16 protein-coding genes are annotated in these 16,467 nt (G+C 69.2%); 10 read left to right on the plus strand and 6 right to left on the minus strand.

What is annotated here, in order from left to right; all coding sequences use genetic code 11:
- Positions 1-210 precede the first annotated feature (210 nt).
- Positions 211-1,383 (plus strand): IS701 family transposase, encoded by a 1,173-nt coding sequence (locus tag O3I_RS07505; protein WP_081593915.1) that lies wholly within the window; start codon positions 211-213, stop codon positions 1,381-1,383.
- Here the strand turns inward: O3I_RS07505 and O3I_RS07510 are convergent, their stop codons facing one another.
- The 6 genes from O3I_RS07510 to O3I_RS07535 all read right to left on the minus strand — a co-directional run bounded on the left by O3I_RS07510 (position 1,384) and on the right by O3I_RS07535 (position 7,275).
- Positions 1,384-2,364: an acyltransferase domain-containing protein gene (locus O3I_RS07510; RefSeq protein WP_014982300.1), complete on the minus strand. Its 981-nt coding sequence runs from the start codon at positions 2,362-2,364 to the stop codon at positions 1,384-1,386. It abuts the gene before it with no gap.
- On the minus strand, positions 2,357-3,409 hold the full coding sequence (locus O3I_RS07515) for a ketoacyl-ACP synthase III family protein (RefSeq protein WP_041563497.1): 1,053 nt from the start codon (positions 3,407-3,409) through the stop codon (positions 2,357-2,359). The genes O3I_RS07510 and O3I_RS07515 overlap by 8 nt, the downstream gene beginning before the upstream one ends.
- A 16-nt stretch (positions 3,410-3,425) precedes the next feature.
- A complete protein-coding gene (locus tag O3I_RS07520) occupies positions 3,426-4,421 on the minus strand; it encodes an LLM class flavin-dependent oxidoreductase (RefSeq protein WP_014982302.1) in 996 nt (331 codons plus the stop codon).
- A 66-nt stretch (positions 4,422-4,487) separates the two neighbouring features.
- The gene (locus tag O3I_RS07525; protein ID WP_014982303.1) at positions 4,488-5,492 is read right to left on the minus strand and encodes an NAD-dependent epimerase/dehydratase family protein; all 1,005 of its coding nucleotides are present in this window, start codon (positions 5,490-5,492) and stop codon (positions 4,488-4,490) included.
- Positions 5,483-6,100: a dTDP-4-dehydrorhamnose 3,5-epimerase family protein gene (locus tag O3I_RS07530; RefSeq protein WP_014982304.1), complete on the minus strand. Its 618-nt coding sequence runs from the start codon at positions 6,098-6,100 to the stop codon at positions 5,483-5,485. The genes O3I_RS07525 and O3I_RS07530 overlap by 10 nt, the downstream gene beginning before the upstream one ends.
- On the minus strand, positions 6,100-7,275 hold the full coding sequence (locus tag O3I_RS07535) for a nucleotide disphospho-sugar-binding domain-containing protein (protein WP_014982305.1): 1,176 nt from the start codon (positions 7,273-7,275) through the stop codon (positions 6,100-6,102). Before O3I_RS07535 ends, O3I_RS07530 begins: the two co-directional genes overlap by 1 nt.
- Before the next feature lie 437 nt (positions 7,276-7,712).
- Here O3I_RS07535 and O3I_RS07540 point away from each other — a divergent pair, with 437 nt between their 5' ends.
- Genes O3I_RS07540 through O3I_RS07580 form a run of 9 tightly spaced genes read left to right on the plus strand, consistent with a single transcriptional unit; the run spans position 7,713 to position 16,440 of the window.
- Positions 7,713-8,039: a TcmI family type II polyketide cyclase gene (locus tag O3I_RS07540; protein ID WP_014982306.1), complete on the plus strand. Its 327-nt coding sequence runs from the start codon at positions 7,713-7,715 to the stop codon at positions 8,037-8,039.
- Positions 8,036-9,307, plus strand: coding sequence for a beta-ketoacyl-[acyl-carrier-protein] synthase family protein (locus tag O3I_RS07545; protein ID WP_014982307.1), 1,272 nt, complete (start codon positions 8,036-8,038; stop codon positions 9,305-9,307). The genes O3I_RS07540 and O3I_RS07545 overlap by 4 nt, the downstream gene beginning before the upstream one ends.
- Positions 9,304-10,503, plus strand: coding sequence for a ketosynthase chain-length factor (locus O3I_RS07550; RefSeq protein ID WP_014982308.1), 1,200 nt, complete (start codon positions 9,304-9,306; stop codon positions 10,501-10,503). Before O3I_RS07545 ends, O3I_RS07550 begins: the two co-directional genes overlap by 4 nt.
- Before the next feature lie 12 nt (positions 10,504-10,515).
- Positions 10,516-10,773, plus strand: coding sequence for an acyl carrier protein (locus O3I_RS07555; RefSeq protein WP_014982309.1), 258 nt, complete (start codon positions 10,516-10,518; stop codon positions 10,771-10,773).
- Between the two features lie 12 nt (positions 10,774-10,785).
- The gene (fabG, locus tag O3I_RS07560) at positions 10,786-11,571 is read left to right on the plus strand and encodes a 3-oxoacyl-ACP reductase FabG (RefSeq protein WP_014982310.1); all 786 of its coding nucleotides are present in this window, start codon (positions 10,786-10,788) and stop codon (positions 11,569-11,571) included.
- A gap of 21 nt (positions 11,572-11,592) precedes the next feature.
- A complete protein-coding gene (locus O3I_RS07565) occupies positions 11,593-12,537 on the plus strand; it encodes an aromatase/cyclase (RefSeq protein ID WP_041562473.1) in 945 nt (314 codons plus the stop codon).
- Positions 12,538-12,541: 4 nt separating this feature from the next.
- A complete protein-coding gene (locus O3I_RS07570; protein WP_014982312.1) occupies positions 12,542-13,996 on the plus strand; it encodes an FAD-dependent monooxygenase in 1,455 nt (484 codons plus the stop codon).
- A 33-nt stretch (positions 13,997-14,029) separates the two neighbouring features.
- Entirely contained in the window at positions 14,030-15,532 is a 1,503-nt protein-coding gene (locus tag O3I_RS07575; protein WP_014982313.1) for an FAD-dependent monooxygenase, read from the plus strand.
- Positions 15,529-16,440 (plus strand): alpha/beta hydrolase, encoded by a 912-nt coding sequence (locus O3I_RS07580; RefSeq protein WP_014982314.1) that lies wholly within the window; start codon positions 15,529-15,531, stop codon positions 16,438-16,440. Before O3I_RS07575 ends, O3I_RS07580 begins: the two co-directional genes overlap by 4 nt.
- Positions 16,441-16,467: the final 27 nt, after the last annotated feature.

The following is a 16,467-nucleotide window of genomic DNA, read 5'->3' on the forward strand; positions in this document are numbered from 1 at the left end:
TGTCAGATCTTTGTCAGAGCTGAAACCCGGTACCTCTAATGGTGCGGTGTGGCTATGTCAAATCTTTGTCAAATGCGATGAGGGGAGCTACGCAGATTATGTCACCTGTGTAGAGTAATGAGCGTCGGACGCCGCACTCGCAAGTTGGTCTAACAATTTCCGGGCTGTCTGGAATCTCCGCGGTTCAAAGCAATATTGGGGAGCATTCGTATGTTCGAAGATTTTGAAGAGGCTGCTGAGCTGTGTAATGTTCTATTCTCTTCGTTGCCGCGCAAAGATCAACGTAGTCGAGCGGCGCAATATTTGAAAGGGCTGCTGGACTCGCCCGGCCGCAAATCGGTGCGGAATATCGCGCGGTCACTCGACGGCACGGTCACCGATCAAAGTCTGCACCATTTCATCAGCGCGTCGAACTGGGACTGGACCCCGGTTCGCTTCGCGCTTGCCGAATACCTGTTCGGCAGGCAGGAGATCGAGTCGCTGGTGGTGCACTCGATGGCGATCAAGAAGTCGGGCCAGCATTCGGTAGGTGTCGAGCGGCGCTTCCTGCCCACCGCGGGCCGGGTGGTGAATGTGCAACAGGCGACTGCGATCTGGGCCCTGTCGCCGGAACTCAGCGCCCCCGTCGACTGGCGCCTGCACCTGCCGCGCGGCTGGCTCGACGACCAGCATCGGCGCTCGTCCGCCGCGATTCCGCCGGATCTGCTGCCACAACTGCGCGAGGACCTGATCGTCGAGTTGTGCCTGCGACTGAAGCACGACTGGCACCTGCCGGTGCGGCCGGTGGTGCTCGACGCCCGCGAGCTCGATATCCGCGCGGTGGTGCCGCGGTTGCACGCGCACGGTATTCCATCGCTGTCGCGCGTCGATCGCGCGACGAAATTGCATGTTGCCGATGAAATGCTGACCGGCCATCGCGCCGACTGCCTGATTCCCGCGGGCGACATCATGAAAGCCGCCAAGGGAAGTCGGCGGCGCATGCTGTTGCCGTCGCACGGTGAGCTGCCGGGAAAATTGCGGTCGCCCCGGACCGCCGCGGTGACGGTCGGTTTCGCCCCTCGCACGCGCAATTCCGTCGGCGGACCCGCCGCAGAACTGGCGCTGCTGGAAATACCCGCGCAGACCGGCTCGGCCGCGCGAACACTGTGGCTGACCGATCTGCCGACCGAGCGGGCCGGCGAACTGGTCCGGCTGGCGGCAGCGCTGACCCGGGTCGAGCGGGACAGCGCCGAGGTCGCCGACAAGGCCGGTGTCCGGGACTACTCCGGTCGCAGTTACGGCGGCTGGCATCGGCACGTGACGCTGGCCTCCGTGGCACACGCGCTGCTGATGCGGCTGGCGGCCGACCGGGAGACGCTGGCGCCGATGGAGGCCGCCGGGTGATCACGACGGCGGTGCGCACACCGAGGTGAGGGTGGCGAAGGCCGCGGCCGCGGCCTGCCAGTCCGCGCCACCGGCGCGGGCAGGTGCGACCGACACGACCGCGCCGCGGCCTTCGCGCATGGCGGGATGCCTGCGCGCGACGGTCGACAATCCTTGTCCGGGACCGGCTTCGACGCACACGATGCGCTCGTGCGATCCGACGAGCGCGTCGAGGGTGGGCCAGAAGCGCACGGTCGCCACGGGATGGTGGGCCCAGTACGCCGGATCGGCGATCGTCGCCTGGTCCAGTGGGCGGGTGGTGTAGCAGGAGAAGACCGGGATGCGCGGCAGCCGCGGCGTGAGCGCGGCCAGGTACTCGAGACTACCGGTGGCCGCGGGCAGCAGCAGCGGGCTGTGAAACGCGCTGAGCGACGGCACCGTTCGACAGGTGCGTCCCGCCGCGCGCAACTCGGCCGACACCGTGGCGAGTGCGGTGTCGGATCCGGCCAGGATCGTCTGCCGTGGCGCGTTGATCGCCGCGAGCGCCACCTCCTGCGACAGGTACGGCTCGAGTTCGTCGACGGTCGCGGCCACCGCGAGCATGCCGCCCGCGGGCGCGGCAGCGATCCGGTGCACCCGGTCGAGCACCACGCCCGCGGCCTCGGGCAGCGACAGGATGTCGGTGAAGGCCGCCGCGGCCAGTTCGCCGATGCTGTGCCCGATGACGAGGTCGGGTGCGAAGCCCCAGTTGGTCACCATGCGGGCCATGGCGTAGTCGATGGCGAACAGCAGCGGCTGGGCCCGTGTGACGTGGTCGATCGGCACGACGGGCGCCGCGGCCAGCCAATCGTCGCGCAGCGGTGCGCCTTCCGCGCCGAAGGCCGCGAAGACCTCGTCCATCGCCTTGGTGAACGTGGGCTCCTCTTGATAGAGCCCCGCGGCCATGCGCGGGTATTGCGAACCTTGGCCGGGGAACATCATCGCCAGGGTCGGCTCACTCATGGGAATTTCCCTCGGTAGCGGCCACCCACGAAGGGCGGCTGAGGATTTCGACGACCGCGCAGGACCAGCTGAACCCGGCGCCGACACTGGCCAGCAGGCACAGGTCGCCGGGGCCGACCGCGCCCGTACCGACCAGGTGGTCCAGGCCGGCGATGGGATCGCCCGCGCCGAGGTGACCGACGGTCCGGCTCCACGACCAGGTGGTGCGCTCCGGATCGATGTCGAACTGGGACAGGAAGCCGGCTTTGACGCGTCGCCAACCCATGTGCGGCAACGATATTCGCGCGATATCCGCGAGCTCGACACCTGCCGCGGCGAGCGCGCCGTGCAGCGCGGCCTTCTGGCCCGCGGCCACGCGCGCGGCGCTGTACTGCCGGCCGCGGGCGGCGACGTATTCACGCTTGTGCGCCTCGAGGTCGACCGGGGACGGAGCGGTGAGCGACGGCGCACCGTAGGAGTCGCCGCCGCGGTGCATCCCTTCCAGCTCCGGATCCGAAACCGTGTGCAGTGCACGGAGAACGGCGAAACCGGACCGCCGCGACACCAGCAGCGCCGTGCCGCCGTCGGCATAGACCGTGCCGGGATCGCTGCGCCAGCGGTCGAACTCGGGTGGGTTCAGCCGGTCACCGCTGGTGATGAGCACGCAATCCCGGTCGGCGGACGCCGAGAGATAGGCGCCCGCCAGTTCGAGCGCGGCCATACCACCGTTCGAGACTTGCCGAATTTCCATTGCCGGGCAACGGTTTCCGACCGCGACACGTTGAATGTACGATGCGGGCGACCACAGGTGATGGCCCTGGAAGTACAGGCTGGCGTGCAGGATGAGGTCGATCCGGTCAGGTCCGATACCGGTCCGGTCCAGCACCGCGGTAGCGGCGTTGGCGGCCATCTCCGGCCCGGATTCCTTCTCCGCCACGGTGACCGACGCCATGCCGGTCATCGTCGCCAGCTTTTCGTCGCAGTCGCCCGCCGCCACCGCCTGGCCGGTCGACACGGTCGGCGGCAGCCAGGTGGCGCATCCGGCGAGATAGAGTTCGCCGCTCATGCGCGTCTCCGGATGCTCATCGGGCGGTGCCCGCGACATCGAGTTCCTTGGCCAGCAGCGGTGGCAGGTGCTCGCTCACCAGCTCGATATTGCGTGCCACCAGGTCGTCCGGCATGCCGGCGATATCGGCCCAGAAGATCAAGTGCCGCACCGGCAATCCCGCGATGCGGGCCTTGATCCGGACCGCGGCCTGCTCGGGTGTCAGGATCTCCAGGTGTCCCCAGGACCCGTCCAACGGCCGCACGCGCAGGTCGTCCGGTCCGAGCGGCGGCGGGGCCGGGCGGTCGGTGCCCTCGACCGAGGAGCTGCGGTAGGTGTTCTTCTGATGCGCCAGATACGGGGTGACGCGGGCCCACGCCGCTTCCGGGTCGTCGGCCAGCAGAATCGGCACCAGATCCGCGACCCGCGCCGACTCGGGGTCGTGACCGCCCTCGACCAATCCCACCTGATAGTGCGCGAACATCTCGTGCGAGATGTGCATCAGCCCGATGCCGAGCCGGCCGGCCAGCCGCGCCCCGCGGGGGCGATAGAAGCCGCCCCACATCGGCACCGGCTGCTGCACGGGGCCCGGGGTGACACCGCCGGTCTCCCACAGGCGGCGGACCTCTTCGATCGTCGCGCCGGTACGGGCGAACCGCTTGCTGAAATCGGCGTCGAACAACTGGTACTCGGGTACGCGATAGCCGGCACCGAGGCCGAGTTCGAGCCGTCCGCCGCTGATCAGATCGACGACCGCGGCCTCCTCGGCGAGCTGCGCGGGCTTGCGCAGCGCCGGTAGCACGACAGCCGTGCCGATCCGGACGTGCCGGGTGCGGGCCGCCGCGGCGGCCGCGAAGGTCAGCGGCTGCGGCAGATAGCCGTCCTCGAAGAGGTGGTGCTCGGTGAACCAGATGCCACCGGCGCCGCGCCGGTCGGCCTCCTCGCAGAACTCCAGGGTGCGTGCGTAGTGGTCGGCCCACGGCCGCTGCCACTGCCGGGGGTTTCGGAGATCGAAGACGAGTCCGACGTCCATGTGTGCTCCATTCTTCAGCGGTGCCACCGTGACTCGCGCGAGTCACGGTGGCGTCGAGGCACCGGCTCAGCCGGTCGTCGATTCGGTGGTGACCCGCTCGGCCGCGCAGACCTCGATGGTCCGGCGCAGTGCGGTTTCCAGGGGTACGGTCGGCTGCCAGCCGGTGACGGCGCGGAAAGCCGAAGAGTCGATGGTGATGTGCACCAGATCGCCGGCCTCGGCATGGGCGGGCGGCGGCACCGAGACGACGGGGGCCCGGCTGCCAGTGTGCGCGGCGACCAGGTCCGCGATGGTGCCGAACAACTGCCCGAGCGGGATGCCGTGGCCGGACCCGAGCACCCAGGCGCGCCCGGCCAGTTCGGCGGTGTGCTCGGTCGCGGCCACCAGCGCCCGGGCGATGTCCTCGACGTAGACCACGTCGCGCTTGACGGTGCCGTCGTGCCACATGGTGAGCGGGTCGCCGGCCAGCGCGCGCCGGATCATCATCGAGACCACGCCTTTGTCCCGCGCGGTCGACTGTGGCCCGCTGCCGAAGACTGTCGGCAGGCGGGCCGACACCGCCCGATGCGGCCCGGCCGCCAGCGAGTCGAGCAGCAGCCGTTCCGCGCGCAGCTTCTGCCGGTCGTATTCGCCTGAGGGAGCATCGATCTCGGTGCCGTCGATCACCTCGCCCGCACCCTTGCCGACCTGGGAGACGGCGCCGGCGAAGACCACGCCGACCGGGTCGGTGCGCTGTTCCAGGGCGGCGACCAGGTCTGCGACGATGCCGACGTTCACCCGCTCGGCGGCGTCGTCCCCCTCGGCGATCCGCCAGGTCGACGGGCTGTCGTTGATGTAGGCGACACAGTGCACGACGATGTTCGCGTCCGCGACCACGCGGGCCACCACGCCGGGCGCGGTGAGGTCCGCGGGGCACACCTCGATGGTGGCGCGCGCGTCCGGCGGGATCGGTGCGGGATGCCGTGCGACGACGCGCAGCCGGATCGGCCGCGCGGCGAGTTCCCGCAGCACCGCCGAACCGACGAAGCCGGTGGCGCCGAGCAGGGTGACCAAAGGTGGTGTCAGTGCCACAGTTTCGCCTCCAGCTCGAGGCAGGTCGCGTAGTCGGGCAGCAGTCCGCGTTCGCCCGCCTGCGCGAGAGTCAATGCGGCGCGGTCTCTTTCGGACTGCTCCGGACGGGGGATCCGGGGGATCGGCAGACCGATCTCCGGGTCCAGCGGGGAGACGGCCAATTCGTTGGCCGCTTCGTACCCCTCCGACATCACGTAGACCACGATCGAATCGTCCTCCTGCGAGAGGAAGGCGTGGCCGACGCCCATCGGGATGAACAACGCCTTGGCTGTCGCACCGTCGCCGCCCAATTCCGTTTGGTCCCAACGGCCGAAGGTCGGTGAGCCGACGCGGAGGTCGACCAGGTAGTCGGTGACGCGGCCGTGTGGGACGTACACGTACTTCGAGCGCCCCGGCGGGGTGGTCGTGTAGTGGATGCCGCGTAGTACGCCGCGAGCCGAGACGTTGTGGCTGATGTCGCGGACCGGGAACAGGCCGTGACCGAGCGCCGCGTCGAACGCGTCGATCTGGAACGGGCTGGTGAAAAGTCCACGGCTGTCCCGGTATACCGGCACGGAGAACTCCACCGCGCCCTCGATGGCGAGCTTTCTGACCTCGACCGAGCTCATCACGCACCCGCCTTCGCGGCGGCGATCCGGTCGATTACCGTGCTGGGAGCAGGCATGTCGTGCATCTCCTGGGCTACTTCGGTGCAAGCGTCGCGATGGCTCTCGGAGTCGAGCAGCTTGCCGAGCGACTGTTCGATGGTGCTCGCGCCGATCTCGCCGGCGTCGAGCCGCAGTGCCACGCCGCGGGTCACCGCGATCTGGGCGTTGGTATCGCTGTCGGTGCCGCGGTCGGGCAGCACCAGCTGGGGGACGCCGGCGTCCAGGGCCGCGTACATGCTGCCCGCTCCGCCGTGATGGACAACGGCCGCACAGGATTCCAGTACCGCGCGCAGCGGCAGCCACGGCACCGGGCGCACGTACTCGGGCAACGGGCCGGGCAAGGCGGCGTCGCCGGTCATCAGGATGATCTCGACGTCCAGCTCGGCGGCGCCCTTGACGATGTGCCGCAGCAGTGTGCCGTCGCCGTAGGTCGCGGTCAGCGAGCCGAGGGTGACCGCGACCCGGCGGCGTCCGGTGCGCGGCGTGCGCACCCAGGCGGGCAGTTCCCCGCCGCCGTTGTAGGGGAGGTAGCGCATGCCCTCGATGCGGCTCGCGTAGGTCTGCGTCGGCGCGGGCGTGGTCCGATGATGGATGGCCTCGAGCGAGGGCGGGCTGACATCGATCTCGATATCCGCCTCGACCGCCTCGGTGACGCCGAGATCGGTTGCGGCGCTGTGCAGGTGGGCAAGCGCGGGCCCGTAGGTCGGCCACCGGGTGCCGAGACCGTGCACGATGGCCGTCGCGCCCGTCGCGCGCGCGGCCACCAGGCCGGCGACCGCCATGGGCGTGTACACCACGGCGTCGGCCTGCCATTCCCGGACAGCCTCGACCAACCCGCCGAGCATCAGATTCCCGGTTTCGCCGAACGCGGCCGCGAATTCCGCGTGCATCTGCGCGGGCGACATCGTCTCGGTCATGTCGGTCTCGCCGATCCGGCGCACGATCTCTTCGTACGGGCGGGCCGAGGCGCCGTCGTCCACGGCCAGCGCGTGCAACCCGGCCGCCACCGCGGCGGGCAGCGCCGGACCGGTGCAGGCCACGCGCACCTCGTGCCCGGCGGCGAGCGCCGCCTGCGCGAACGGCACCAGCGGCAACAGGTGCGATGTGCCGGGCAAGGTGGTGAGCAGGAATCGCATTGCGATCGGTACCTCCGGATATGTCGTGGTGGCCGGCAGCTGTCGCGAGCGCGTCCGGCGAATGAGCCGTCCGGCTGGATATTCAATAATTTCCAGTCCGCCGACGAATAGGCAATACGGGGTTTGGCATATTTGTGTCAATTCTTGGTCAAGTCCGAATCGCTGCTCGCCGGTCGGCGCCCGTGGCGAGTTGACAGTTCGCTGACACTCGGTGTTCTCGCAGGATTTCGGCGGTGCGAAGCGGAATCAAAAGTTTGACAATGTCCTGACCGATTCGAATCTTGTTTATTTTCGATTCCTTCAAGATCATGGAACCCGGGGTCGAAATCGCTACCCGCTGCGTGGAGTAAAGAATCCTCGCCAGTGCAGTCCGCTCGCCGATGTGGGCGATCTTCTGGGATTGCGAGCGTCGAATCTAGTAGAAGGAGACAACTCCGATGCACAGCACATTGATTGTGGCGCGGATGGATCCCGGATCGCACCCACAGGTCGCGGACCTGTTCGCCGAGTTCGACGGCACCGAGATGCCGCACCGCATGGGTACCCGCCGCAGGCAGCTGTTCTATTACCGCGGACTCTATTTCCACCTGCAGGACTTCGACGCCGCGGACGGCGGCGAACGGATCGAGCAGGCCAAGACCGATCCGCGCTTCGTCGGCATCAGCGCCGATCTGAAACCGTTCATCGAGGCCTACGACCCGCAGTGGCGTACGCCCGCGGACGCCATGGCCACTCGGTTCTACAGCTGGGCAGCCGAATCGTGAACGAGCGCAGAGTCGTCGTCACCGGCATGGAGGTGCTCGCGCCCGGCGGCGTCGGTCGTGACGCGTTCTGGGACCTGCTGAGCGCCGGCCGTACCGCGACCCGCGGCATCACCTTCTTCGATCCGGCGCCGTTCCGGTCCAAGATCGCCGCCGAGGTCGACTTCGATCCCGAGGCGGGCGGGCTCAGTCCGCAAGAGGTCCGGCGGATGGATCGGGCGGCACAGTTCGTCGCCGTCGCCGCGCGGAATGCGATGGCCGACAGCGGAATCGACCTCGAGGCCTACGACCCGTACCGGGTCGGCGTCACGATCGGCACCGCGGTCGGCGCGGCCACCAGTCTGGACTGGGAATACCGCGTGGTCAGTGACGCCGGGCGGCTGCACCTGGTCGACCACGAGTACGCCGTGCCGCATCTGTACAGCTGCCTGGTGCCGAGTTCGTTCGCCGCGGAGGTGGCCGAACTGGTCGGGGCGCGCGGGGCGACCACCGTGATCTCGACCGGCTGCACCTCGGGCATCGACTCCGTCGGCTACGCGGTCGAGCTGATCCGTGAGGGCACCGCCGACGTGATGGTGGCGGGCGCCACCGACGCGCCCATCTCGCCGATCACCGTGGCCAGCTTCGATGCGATCAAGGCGACCTCGCCGCGCAACGACGAGCCGGGCACCGCGTCGCGCCCGTTCGACGGCACCCGCAACGGTTTCGTGCTGGGCGAGGGCGCCGCCGTGTTCGTGCTGGAAGAACTCGAATCCGCCAAGCGCCGCGGCGCGCGCATCTATGCCGAGATCGCGGGCTACGCGACCCGCAGCAACGCCTATCACATGACCGGCCTGCGGCCCGACGGCATCGAGATGGCGGAGGCCATCCGGGTGGCGCTGCACGAAGCCGAGATGAACCCGGACGAGATCGACTACATCAACGCGCACGGTTCGGGCACCAAGCAGAACGACCGGCACGAAACCGCGGCGTTCAAGCGCAGCCTGGGGCAGCGGGCCTACGAGATCCCGGTCAGCTCGATCAAGTCCATGGTCGGGCATTCGCTCGGCGCGATCGGCTCGATCGAGATCGCGGCGTCGATCCTGGCGATGACGCACAACACCGTCCCGCCGACGGCCAACCTGCACACCCCGGATCCGGAATGCGATCTGGACTACGTGCCGCTGACCGCGCGCGAGCACGTGACCGACGCGGTGCTGACCGTGGGCAGCGGGTTCGGCGGTTTCCAGAGCGCGATGGTGCTCGCCCGCGCCGAACGGAGCGCGGCATGACGACGGCGGTGGTCACCGGATTCGGTGTAGCGGCACCGAATGGGCTTGGCGCGGAACAGTATTGGGACGCCACCGTGGCCGGCAAGTCGGGTATCGCCCGGGTCTCCCGGTTCGATCCGAGCGGCTATCCGGCACAGCTCGCGGGCGAGGTCCCCGGCTTCGAGGCCGCCGATCACCTGCCGGGCAGGCTGCTCCCGCAGACCGACCGGATGACCCAGCTGGCCTTGGCCGCCACGGACTGGGCGTTCGCCGACGCCGGACTGACGCCGAGCCGGCTACCGGAATTCGACATCGGCGTGATCACCGCCAGCTCGGCCGGGGGTTTCGAATTCGGCCAGCGCGAATTGCAGAACCTCTGGCACCGGGGCAGTCAGTACGTCAGCGCGTACCAGTCCTTCGCCTGGTTCTACGCCGTGAACAGCGGCCAGATCGCGATCCGCAACGGCATGAAGGGTCCGGCCAGCGTGCTGGTCGGTGACCAAGCCGGCGGCCTGGACGCCGTCGCCGCCGCGCGGCGCGCGATTCGCAAGGGCACCAGCACCATTGTCACGGGCGCGATCGACTCGTCGCTGTGCCCCTGGGGTTGGATCGGGCAGCAGGCGAGCGGGCGATTGAGCACCAGCGACGACCCGGCCGACGCGTACCTGCCGTTCGATGCCCGCGCGAACGGGCACGTGCCCGGCGAGGGCGGCGCGATCCTGGTCGTCGAGTCCGACGACCACGCGCGGGCTCGTGGCGCCCGGACCTACGGCGAGATCGCCGGTTACGCAGCCACATTCGACCCACACGGACCAGGGTTGCGCAAAGCGATCGAACTGGCGCTGGCCGATGCCGGGCGGGCACCGGCGGACATCGACGTGGTCTTCGCCGACGCGGCGGGCCTGCCCGAGCTCGATCGTGTGGAAGCGCAGGCCATTTCGGCGGTGTTCGGCGCCGGCGCGGTCCCGGTCACCGCGCCGAAGACGATGACCGGCCGGCTGTATTCGGGTGCCGGGCCGCTCGATCTCGTCGCCGCGCTGCTGGCCATGCGGCACAGCCTGATCCCGCCGACCGTGCACGTCGAGCCCGATCCCGAGGCGCAGCTGGACCTGGTAGTGGGCCAGGCCCGCCCGGCGACCGTGCGCACCGCGCTGGTCTTGGCGCGCGGCTACGGCGGATTCAACTCGGCGCTCGTGCTGACCAACGAAAACTCATGAAGGAGAAGGACAATGGCTGACCGATTCACACTCACCGACCTGGGCCGGATCATGCTCGAGGCCGCGGGCGACGAGGGCATCGACTTCGCCGAACCCGTGCTCGACGTGCTCTTCGACGACCTCGGTTACGACTCGCTCGCGCTGCTGGAAGCCAGCGGCCGGATCGAGCGCGAGTTCGAGATCTCGCTGGACGAGGACACCCTGCTCTCGGCCACCACACCGCGGGCCCTGATCGGCGCCGTCAACGCGCGTCTCGTGAACGCGGCCTGAGGAGAAACGCAGATGTCGAATGTCGAAGCGCCGGTAGCCCTGGTGACCGGGGCGACCAGCGGTATCGGACTGGCCGTCGCCCGCCTGCTCGGCGGCTCCGGACACCGGGTGTTCATCGGCGCGCGCACCGCCGAGAACGTGACCGCCACGGTGAAGCAGTTGCGCTCCGAGAACCTGACGGTGGACGGCGCCGCCGTGGACGTCCGCTCGGACACCGAGGTACAGCAGTTCGTCCAGTCCGCCGTCGACGCGTTCGGGTCCATCGATGTCCTGGTGAACAACGCCGGGCGCAGCGGCGGCGGCGTCACCGCCGATATCACCGCCGAGCTGTGGAACGACGTCATCGAGACCAACCTGACCAGCGTTTTCCGCCTGACCCGCGAGGTGCTCAACACCGGCGGTATGCGCACCAAGGACCGCGGCCGGATCATCAACATCGCCTCCACCGCCGGCAAGCAGGGCGTGGTGCTCGGTGCGCCGTACTCGGCGTCCAAGCACGGCGTCGTCGGGTTCACCAAGGCGCTCGGTAATGAACTGGCCCCCACCGGCATCACGGTCAACGCCGTGTGCCCCGGTTACGTCGAGACGCCGATGGCGGCGCGGGTGCGGCAGGGCTACGCGAGCGCCTACGGCAAGAGCGAGGCGGAAATCCTGGAGAAGTTCCAGGCCAAGATCCCGCTCGGGCGCTACTCGACCCCGGAGGAGGTGGCCGGACTGGTCGGTTACCTGGCCTCCGACACCGCCGCATCCATCACGGCGCAAGCGTTGAACGTCTGCGGCGGACTGGGCAATTTCTGAGCTCGAGGAACAGGTAATTCGATGACTACCAGCACTATGCGCGAGGTCGAGCACGAGATCGAGATCGCCGCACCCGCGGACACGGTGTACGCGCTGATCGCCGATGTCGGCAGTTGGCCGCGCATCTTCGGCCCGACGATCTACGTGGAGCAGCTCGAACAGACCGAGGGCGCCGAGCGGATCCGGATCTGGGCGACGGCCAACGGCACCGCCAAGAACTGGACTTCGCGCCGCACACTCGACCCAGCGGCCCGGAAAATCACCTTCCAGCAAGAGATTTCGGCGCCGCCGGTGGGCTTCATGAGCGGCGCATGGCTGATCGAGGCGCGGTCCGAGCACACCGCACTGGTCCGGCTGCAGCACAGTTACCGTGCGGTGGACGATGATCCGGACGGTCTGGCCTGGATCGACCAGGCGGTCGACCGCAATTCGCGCAGCGAACTGGAGGGATTGCGGACCGAACTCGAATTCGCCTACGCGGCAGCGGACTCCACCTTCTCGTTCGAGGACTCCGTGCAGATCGCGGGTTCGGCCGTACAGGCCTACGAATTCATCGATCAGGCGCAGCTGTGGACCGAGCGACTGCCGCACGTCGCCGCGGCACGGCTGGAAGAACCGTCGCCCGGCCTGCAGACGCTCGAGATGGACACCAAGACGCGCGACGGCTCGGTGCACACCACCAAGTCCTATCGGGTCACCTACCCGCACCATTCGATCGTCTACAAGCAGGTGACCCTGCCCGCGCTGATGTCGCTGCACACCGGACGGTGGACCTTCACCGAGAACACCGACGGCGTGCTGGCCACCTCGCAGCACACGGTCACCATCAATACCGACCGGATCGCCGACATCCTCGGTGCGGACAAGACGCTCGAGGATGCCAAGGATTTCGTGCGAAACGCGTTGAGCACCAACAGCATGACCACCCTGCAGCACGCGAAGTCCTTCGCCGAGCAACGCGGCTGACCCGATGATCGAACAGACGCAGGTGGTCGTCGTCGGCGCGGGCCCGGTCGGGCTGATGCTGGCGGGTGAGTTGCGCCTCGGCGGCGTCGAGGTCATCGTGCTGGAGTCGCGGGAGACGCCGTCGACGGAGTCCAGGGCCTCGACTCTGCACGCGCGGACGATGGAGATCTTCGACGCTCGTGGGCTGGTCGACGAACTCGGGCCCGTGCCGAACGAGCCGCGCGGCCACTTCGGTGGCATCCCACTGGATCTCACCCTGCCCAGCCGGTTTCCCGGTCAGTGGAAGGTGCCGCAGACCAGAACCGAGGCACTGTTGCACGAGTGGGCCGTGGCGCTCGGCGCCGAGGTCCGCCGTGGTTGGCGGGTATCGGCGGTACACGACGACGGCACCGGCGTCGAGGTTCGCGCACAGACGGGAGCCGGAACCCGGCGGCTGCGTGCGGCATTCGTGGTCGGCTGCGACGGCGCCAACAGCACCGTGCGCGGGTCCGCGGGCGTGGAGTTCGCGGGCCGGTCGGCCACCCGCGAACTGTTGCGCGCGGACGTCGCCGGGCTCGAGATCGAGGATCGGCGCTTCGAGCGGTACGAGCACGGATTCGCTACGGCGGCACGCAATCCCGCAGGGATCACCCGGGTGATGGTGCACCGCTTCGGCGCCGACGGTGCCGGGCGAGCGGGCGAACCCTCGTTCGACGAGGTCGTGGCGGCGTGGGAGCAGGTTACCGGCGAAGCCATCGGGCATGGAAAGCCGTTGTGGGTGAACGCCTTCGACGACACCAGCAGGCAGGTGCGGGAATACCGCAGGGGCCGTGTGCTCTTCGCGGGCGATGCCGCGCATCAGCAGATGCCCAGCGGTGGCCAAGCGCTGAACCTCGGTCTCCAGGACGCCGTGAACCTGGGTTGGAAGCTGGCCGCCGCCCTGCACGGGGCGGCGGATCAGCTGCTCGACACCTATCACTCGGAACGCAGTGCGGTCGGTGCACGGATCCTGTCGAACATCCGGGTCCAGACCGAATTGCTGCTCGGCGGACCGGAAGTCGAGTCGTTGCGGACCATGCTGCGCGAGTTGATCGCGGCGGAATCGGTGCGGGCGCATCTGGCCGGGATGATCAGCGGATTGGATGTGCGATATCCGGCCGAGCCGGGGGAACACCGCTGGCTCGGTGTCCGGCTGCCCGAGCTGACGCTGCGCGAGCCCGCCGCGACGAGCACCGCGGCGCTGCGCACCGGGCGCGGCCTCGTGCTCGGGTCCGGTCCGTCGCAGGTCGACGCGCTGGAAAAGGTGGTGGCGCCCTGGGCCCAGCGGGTCGGCGTGGCCGAGGTCGCGGCGAGCGACGAGCTCGGTACCGAGGCCGTGCTGGTCCGCCCGGACGGCTATGTGAGCTGGGTTGGCTCCGCGGATGCCGATCTGGACGGCCGATTGCGGCACTGGTTCGGCCCGCCCGGGTCCGTGGACTGACCGCGAACCCGTGCGCAGACAAGGAGAGCAAACGTGGACACCGATGTGATTGTGGTCGGCGCCGGGCCGACCGGCCTGCTGCTCGCCGGCGAATTGCGGCTGGCCGGTGCCGAAGTGGTGGTGCTGGAACAACTGCCGGAACCGACGGGGCAGTCCCGCGGCCTCGGCTTCACCGCCCGCGCGATGGAGACCTTCGATCAGCGTGGCCTGCTCGCGGCCGTCGGCGGGCTGGAGCAGAGCCCGATGGGTCACTTCGGCGGGCTGCTGTTCGACTACACGGTGCTCGAGGACTGTCATTTCGGTGCGCGCGGCGTGCCGCAATCGCAGACCGAGGCGGCGCTGGAACGGTGGGCGGGCGAGCTGGGCGCGGACGTCCGGCGCGGCTGGACGGTGCGCGGACTGCACGACGACGGCGACGGGGTTTCGGTCACGGCAGAAGTCGCCGGCGACGAAAGGACCTTGCGCGCGACCTATCTGGTCGGCTGCGACGGCGGGCACAGCGTCGTACGCAAGCTCGCCGGTTTCGAGTTTCCCGGCACCGCAGGCACTCTCGGTATGTATCTGGCCGATGTGGTCGGCTGCGATATCGCGCCACGACCGTTCGGTGAGCGGCTCCCCGGCGGCATGATCATGGCCATGCCACTGGCGCCCGGTGTCGACCGGGTCGTGGTCTGCGAGCACGAAACACCCGTGGTGCAGCGCGGAACCGAGATCGGTTTCGCGGAACTGGCCGCGGCGTGGGAACGGATCACCGGGGACTCGATCGCGCACGGTCGCGCGGACTGGGCCAGCTCGTTCTCCGACGCCACCCGCCAGGCTTCGGAATACCGTAGAGGCCGAGTGTTCTTGGCGGGTGACGCGGCGCATATCCATCTTCCGGCCGGCGGGCAGGGGCTGAGCACCGGCGTTCAGGACGCGGCCAACCTCGGGTGGAAACTCGGTGCCGTGGTGCGTGGTTCGGCCGGGCCGGAACTGCTCGATACCTATCACGCGGAACGCCATCCGGTCGGTGCCCGGCTGCTGGACAACACCCGGGTACAGGGGATGCTCTACATCACCGGCGCCGAGGCGGATCCGCTGCGCGAGCTGTTCACGGAGTTGATCGCCTACGACGACACCAAGCGCTACCTCGCGGGCACGGTGAGCGGGCTCGACATCCGGTATTCGCCCGATCCTGCGGCACATCCGTTGCAGGGCAGGCGGATTCCGCCCCGGCCACTGCTTACCGCTACCGGCGCGACCACGACCACCGAACTGCTGCATCCGGCCCGCGGGGTGCTGCTGGACCTGGCCGCGGACGGTGCGCTGCAGGCGGCGGCCGATCCGTGGCGGGACCGGGTCACCGTTGTTCAGGCCGAACTGCAGGAGCGGCGCGGCCTCGAAGACGTGACCGCCGTGCTGATCCGTCCCGACGGCTATGTGGCATGGGCGGCCGCCGAGCGGCGCGACCGTACGGCGTTGACCGCGGCCCTGCGCCGCTGGTTCGGTCCGGCGGACGCTGTGTCCCGCGTCGTGGCCGCCGAGGCGCAGCGGTGACCACGGCGGCGCTCGCGCGTTCCACCGGCGTCCGTTCGGTACTGCTGGACGGTGCCGGAATCACACTGTCCGCCTTGCTGAGTCGGCCCGACGAAGCACCCCGTGCCACGATCGTGGCGCTGCACGGGGCCGGGATGAACGCGAGCTACTTCGACGGGCAAGCGGCGGCCGAGGTGTCGCTGTCGGCCCTCGGTGCCCGCCTGGGCTATTCGGTGCTCGCGGTGGACCGGCCGGGCTACGGGCGGTCCGCCGCACAACTGCCCGAGGGTCAGGCACAGGCGGCGCAGGTGCGCACACTACGGCACGCGCTCGCCGGGTTCGCGGCCGAGCACGACGTCGGCGCCGGCTTCTTCCTGCTCGCGCATTCCTTCGGCGGCATGGTCGCGCTGCGCCTCGCCACCGAAACGTTCGGCGCGGCCCGGCTGCTCGGGGTGGATATCTCGGGCTGCGGCCATCGGTACGCGTCGCGCCTGTTCCAGCTCGGTGACGCGCGCAGGCGGGCGCTGCGGGGCTGGGGACCGCCGCGGCTGTACCCGCCGGCGACTTTCCGGACCAGCTCGACCATCGTCGCACCGACGCCCACGCTGGAACTGGCCGAGGCGGCCCGCTGGCCGATGGCGTTCCCGCGCTTGGCGGCCCGGGTCGCGGTGCCGGTCCGGTGCACCTTCGCCGAACACGAGGCACTGTGGCGGCACGACCCGAATACGTTGCGGGATATGGCCGCTCGCTTCACCGGTGCGCCAAAGGTGGCGGTGGAGCGGCAATCCGGAGCAGGCCACAACATCAGCTTGAGCTGGGCTGCTCGCTCCTATCACCTGCGCGCACTCGGATTCCTCGAGGACTGCCTGCACCCCGTCGGTGCGCCGGGGCCCGGCCGTCCGACGCCGTCGACATCTTCCGAACTATGAAGCCGCACAAGCGATCCTGGAGGAGAT

It is taken from the genome of Nocardia brasiliensis ATCC 700358, assembly GCF_000250675.2.
GTDB lineage: Bacteria > Actinomycetota > Actinomycetes > Mycobacteriales > Mycobacteriaceae > Nocardia > Nocardia brasiliensis_B.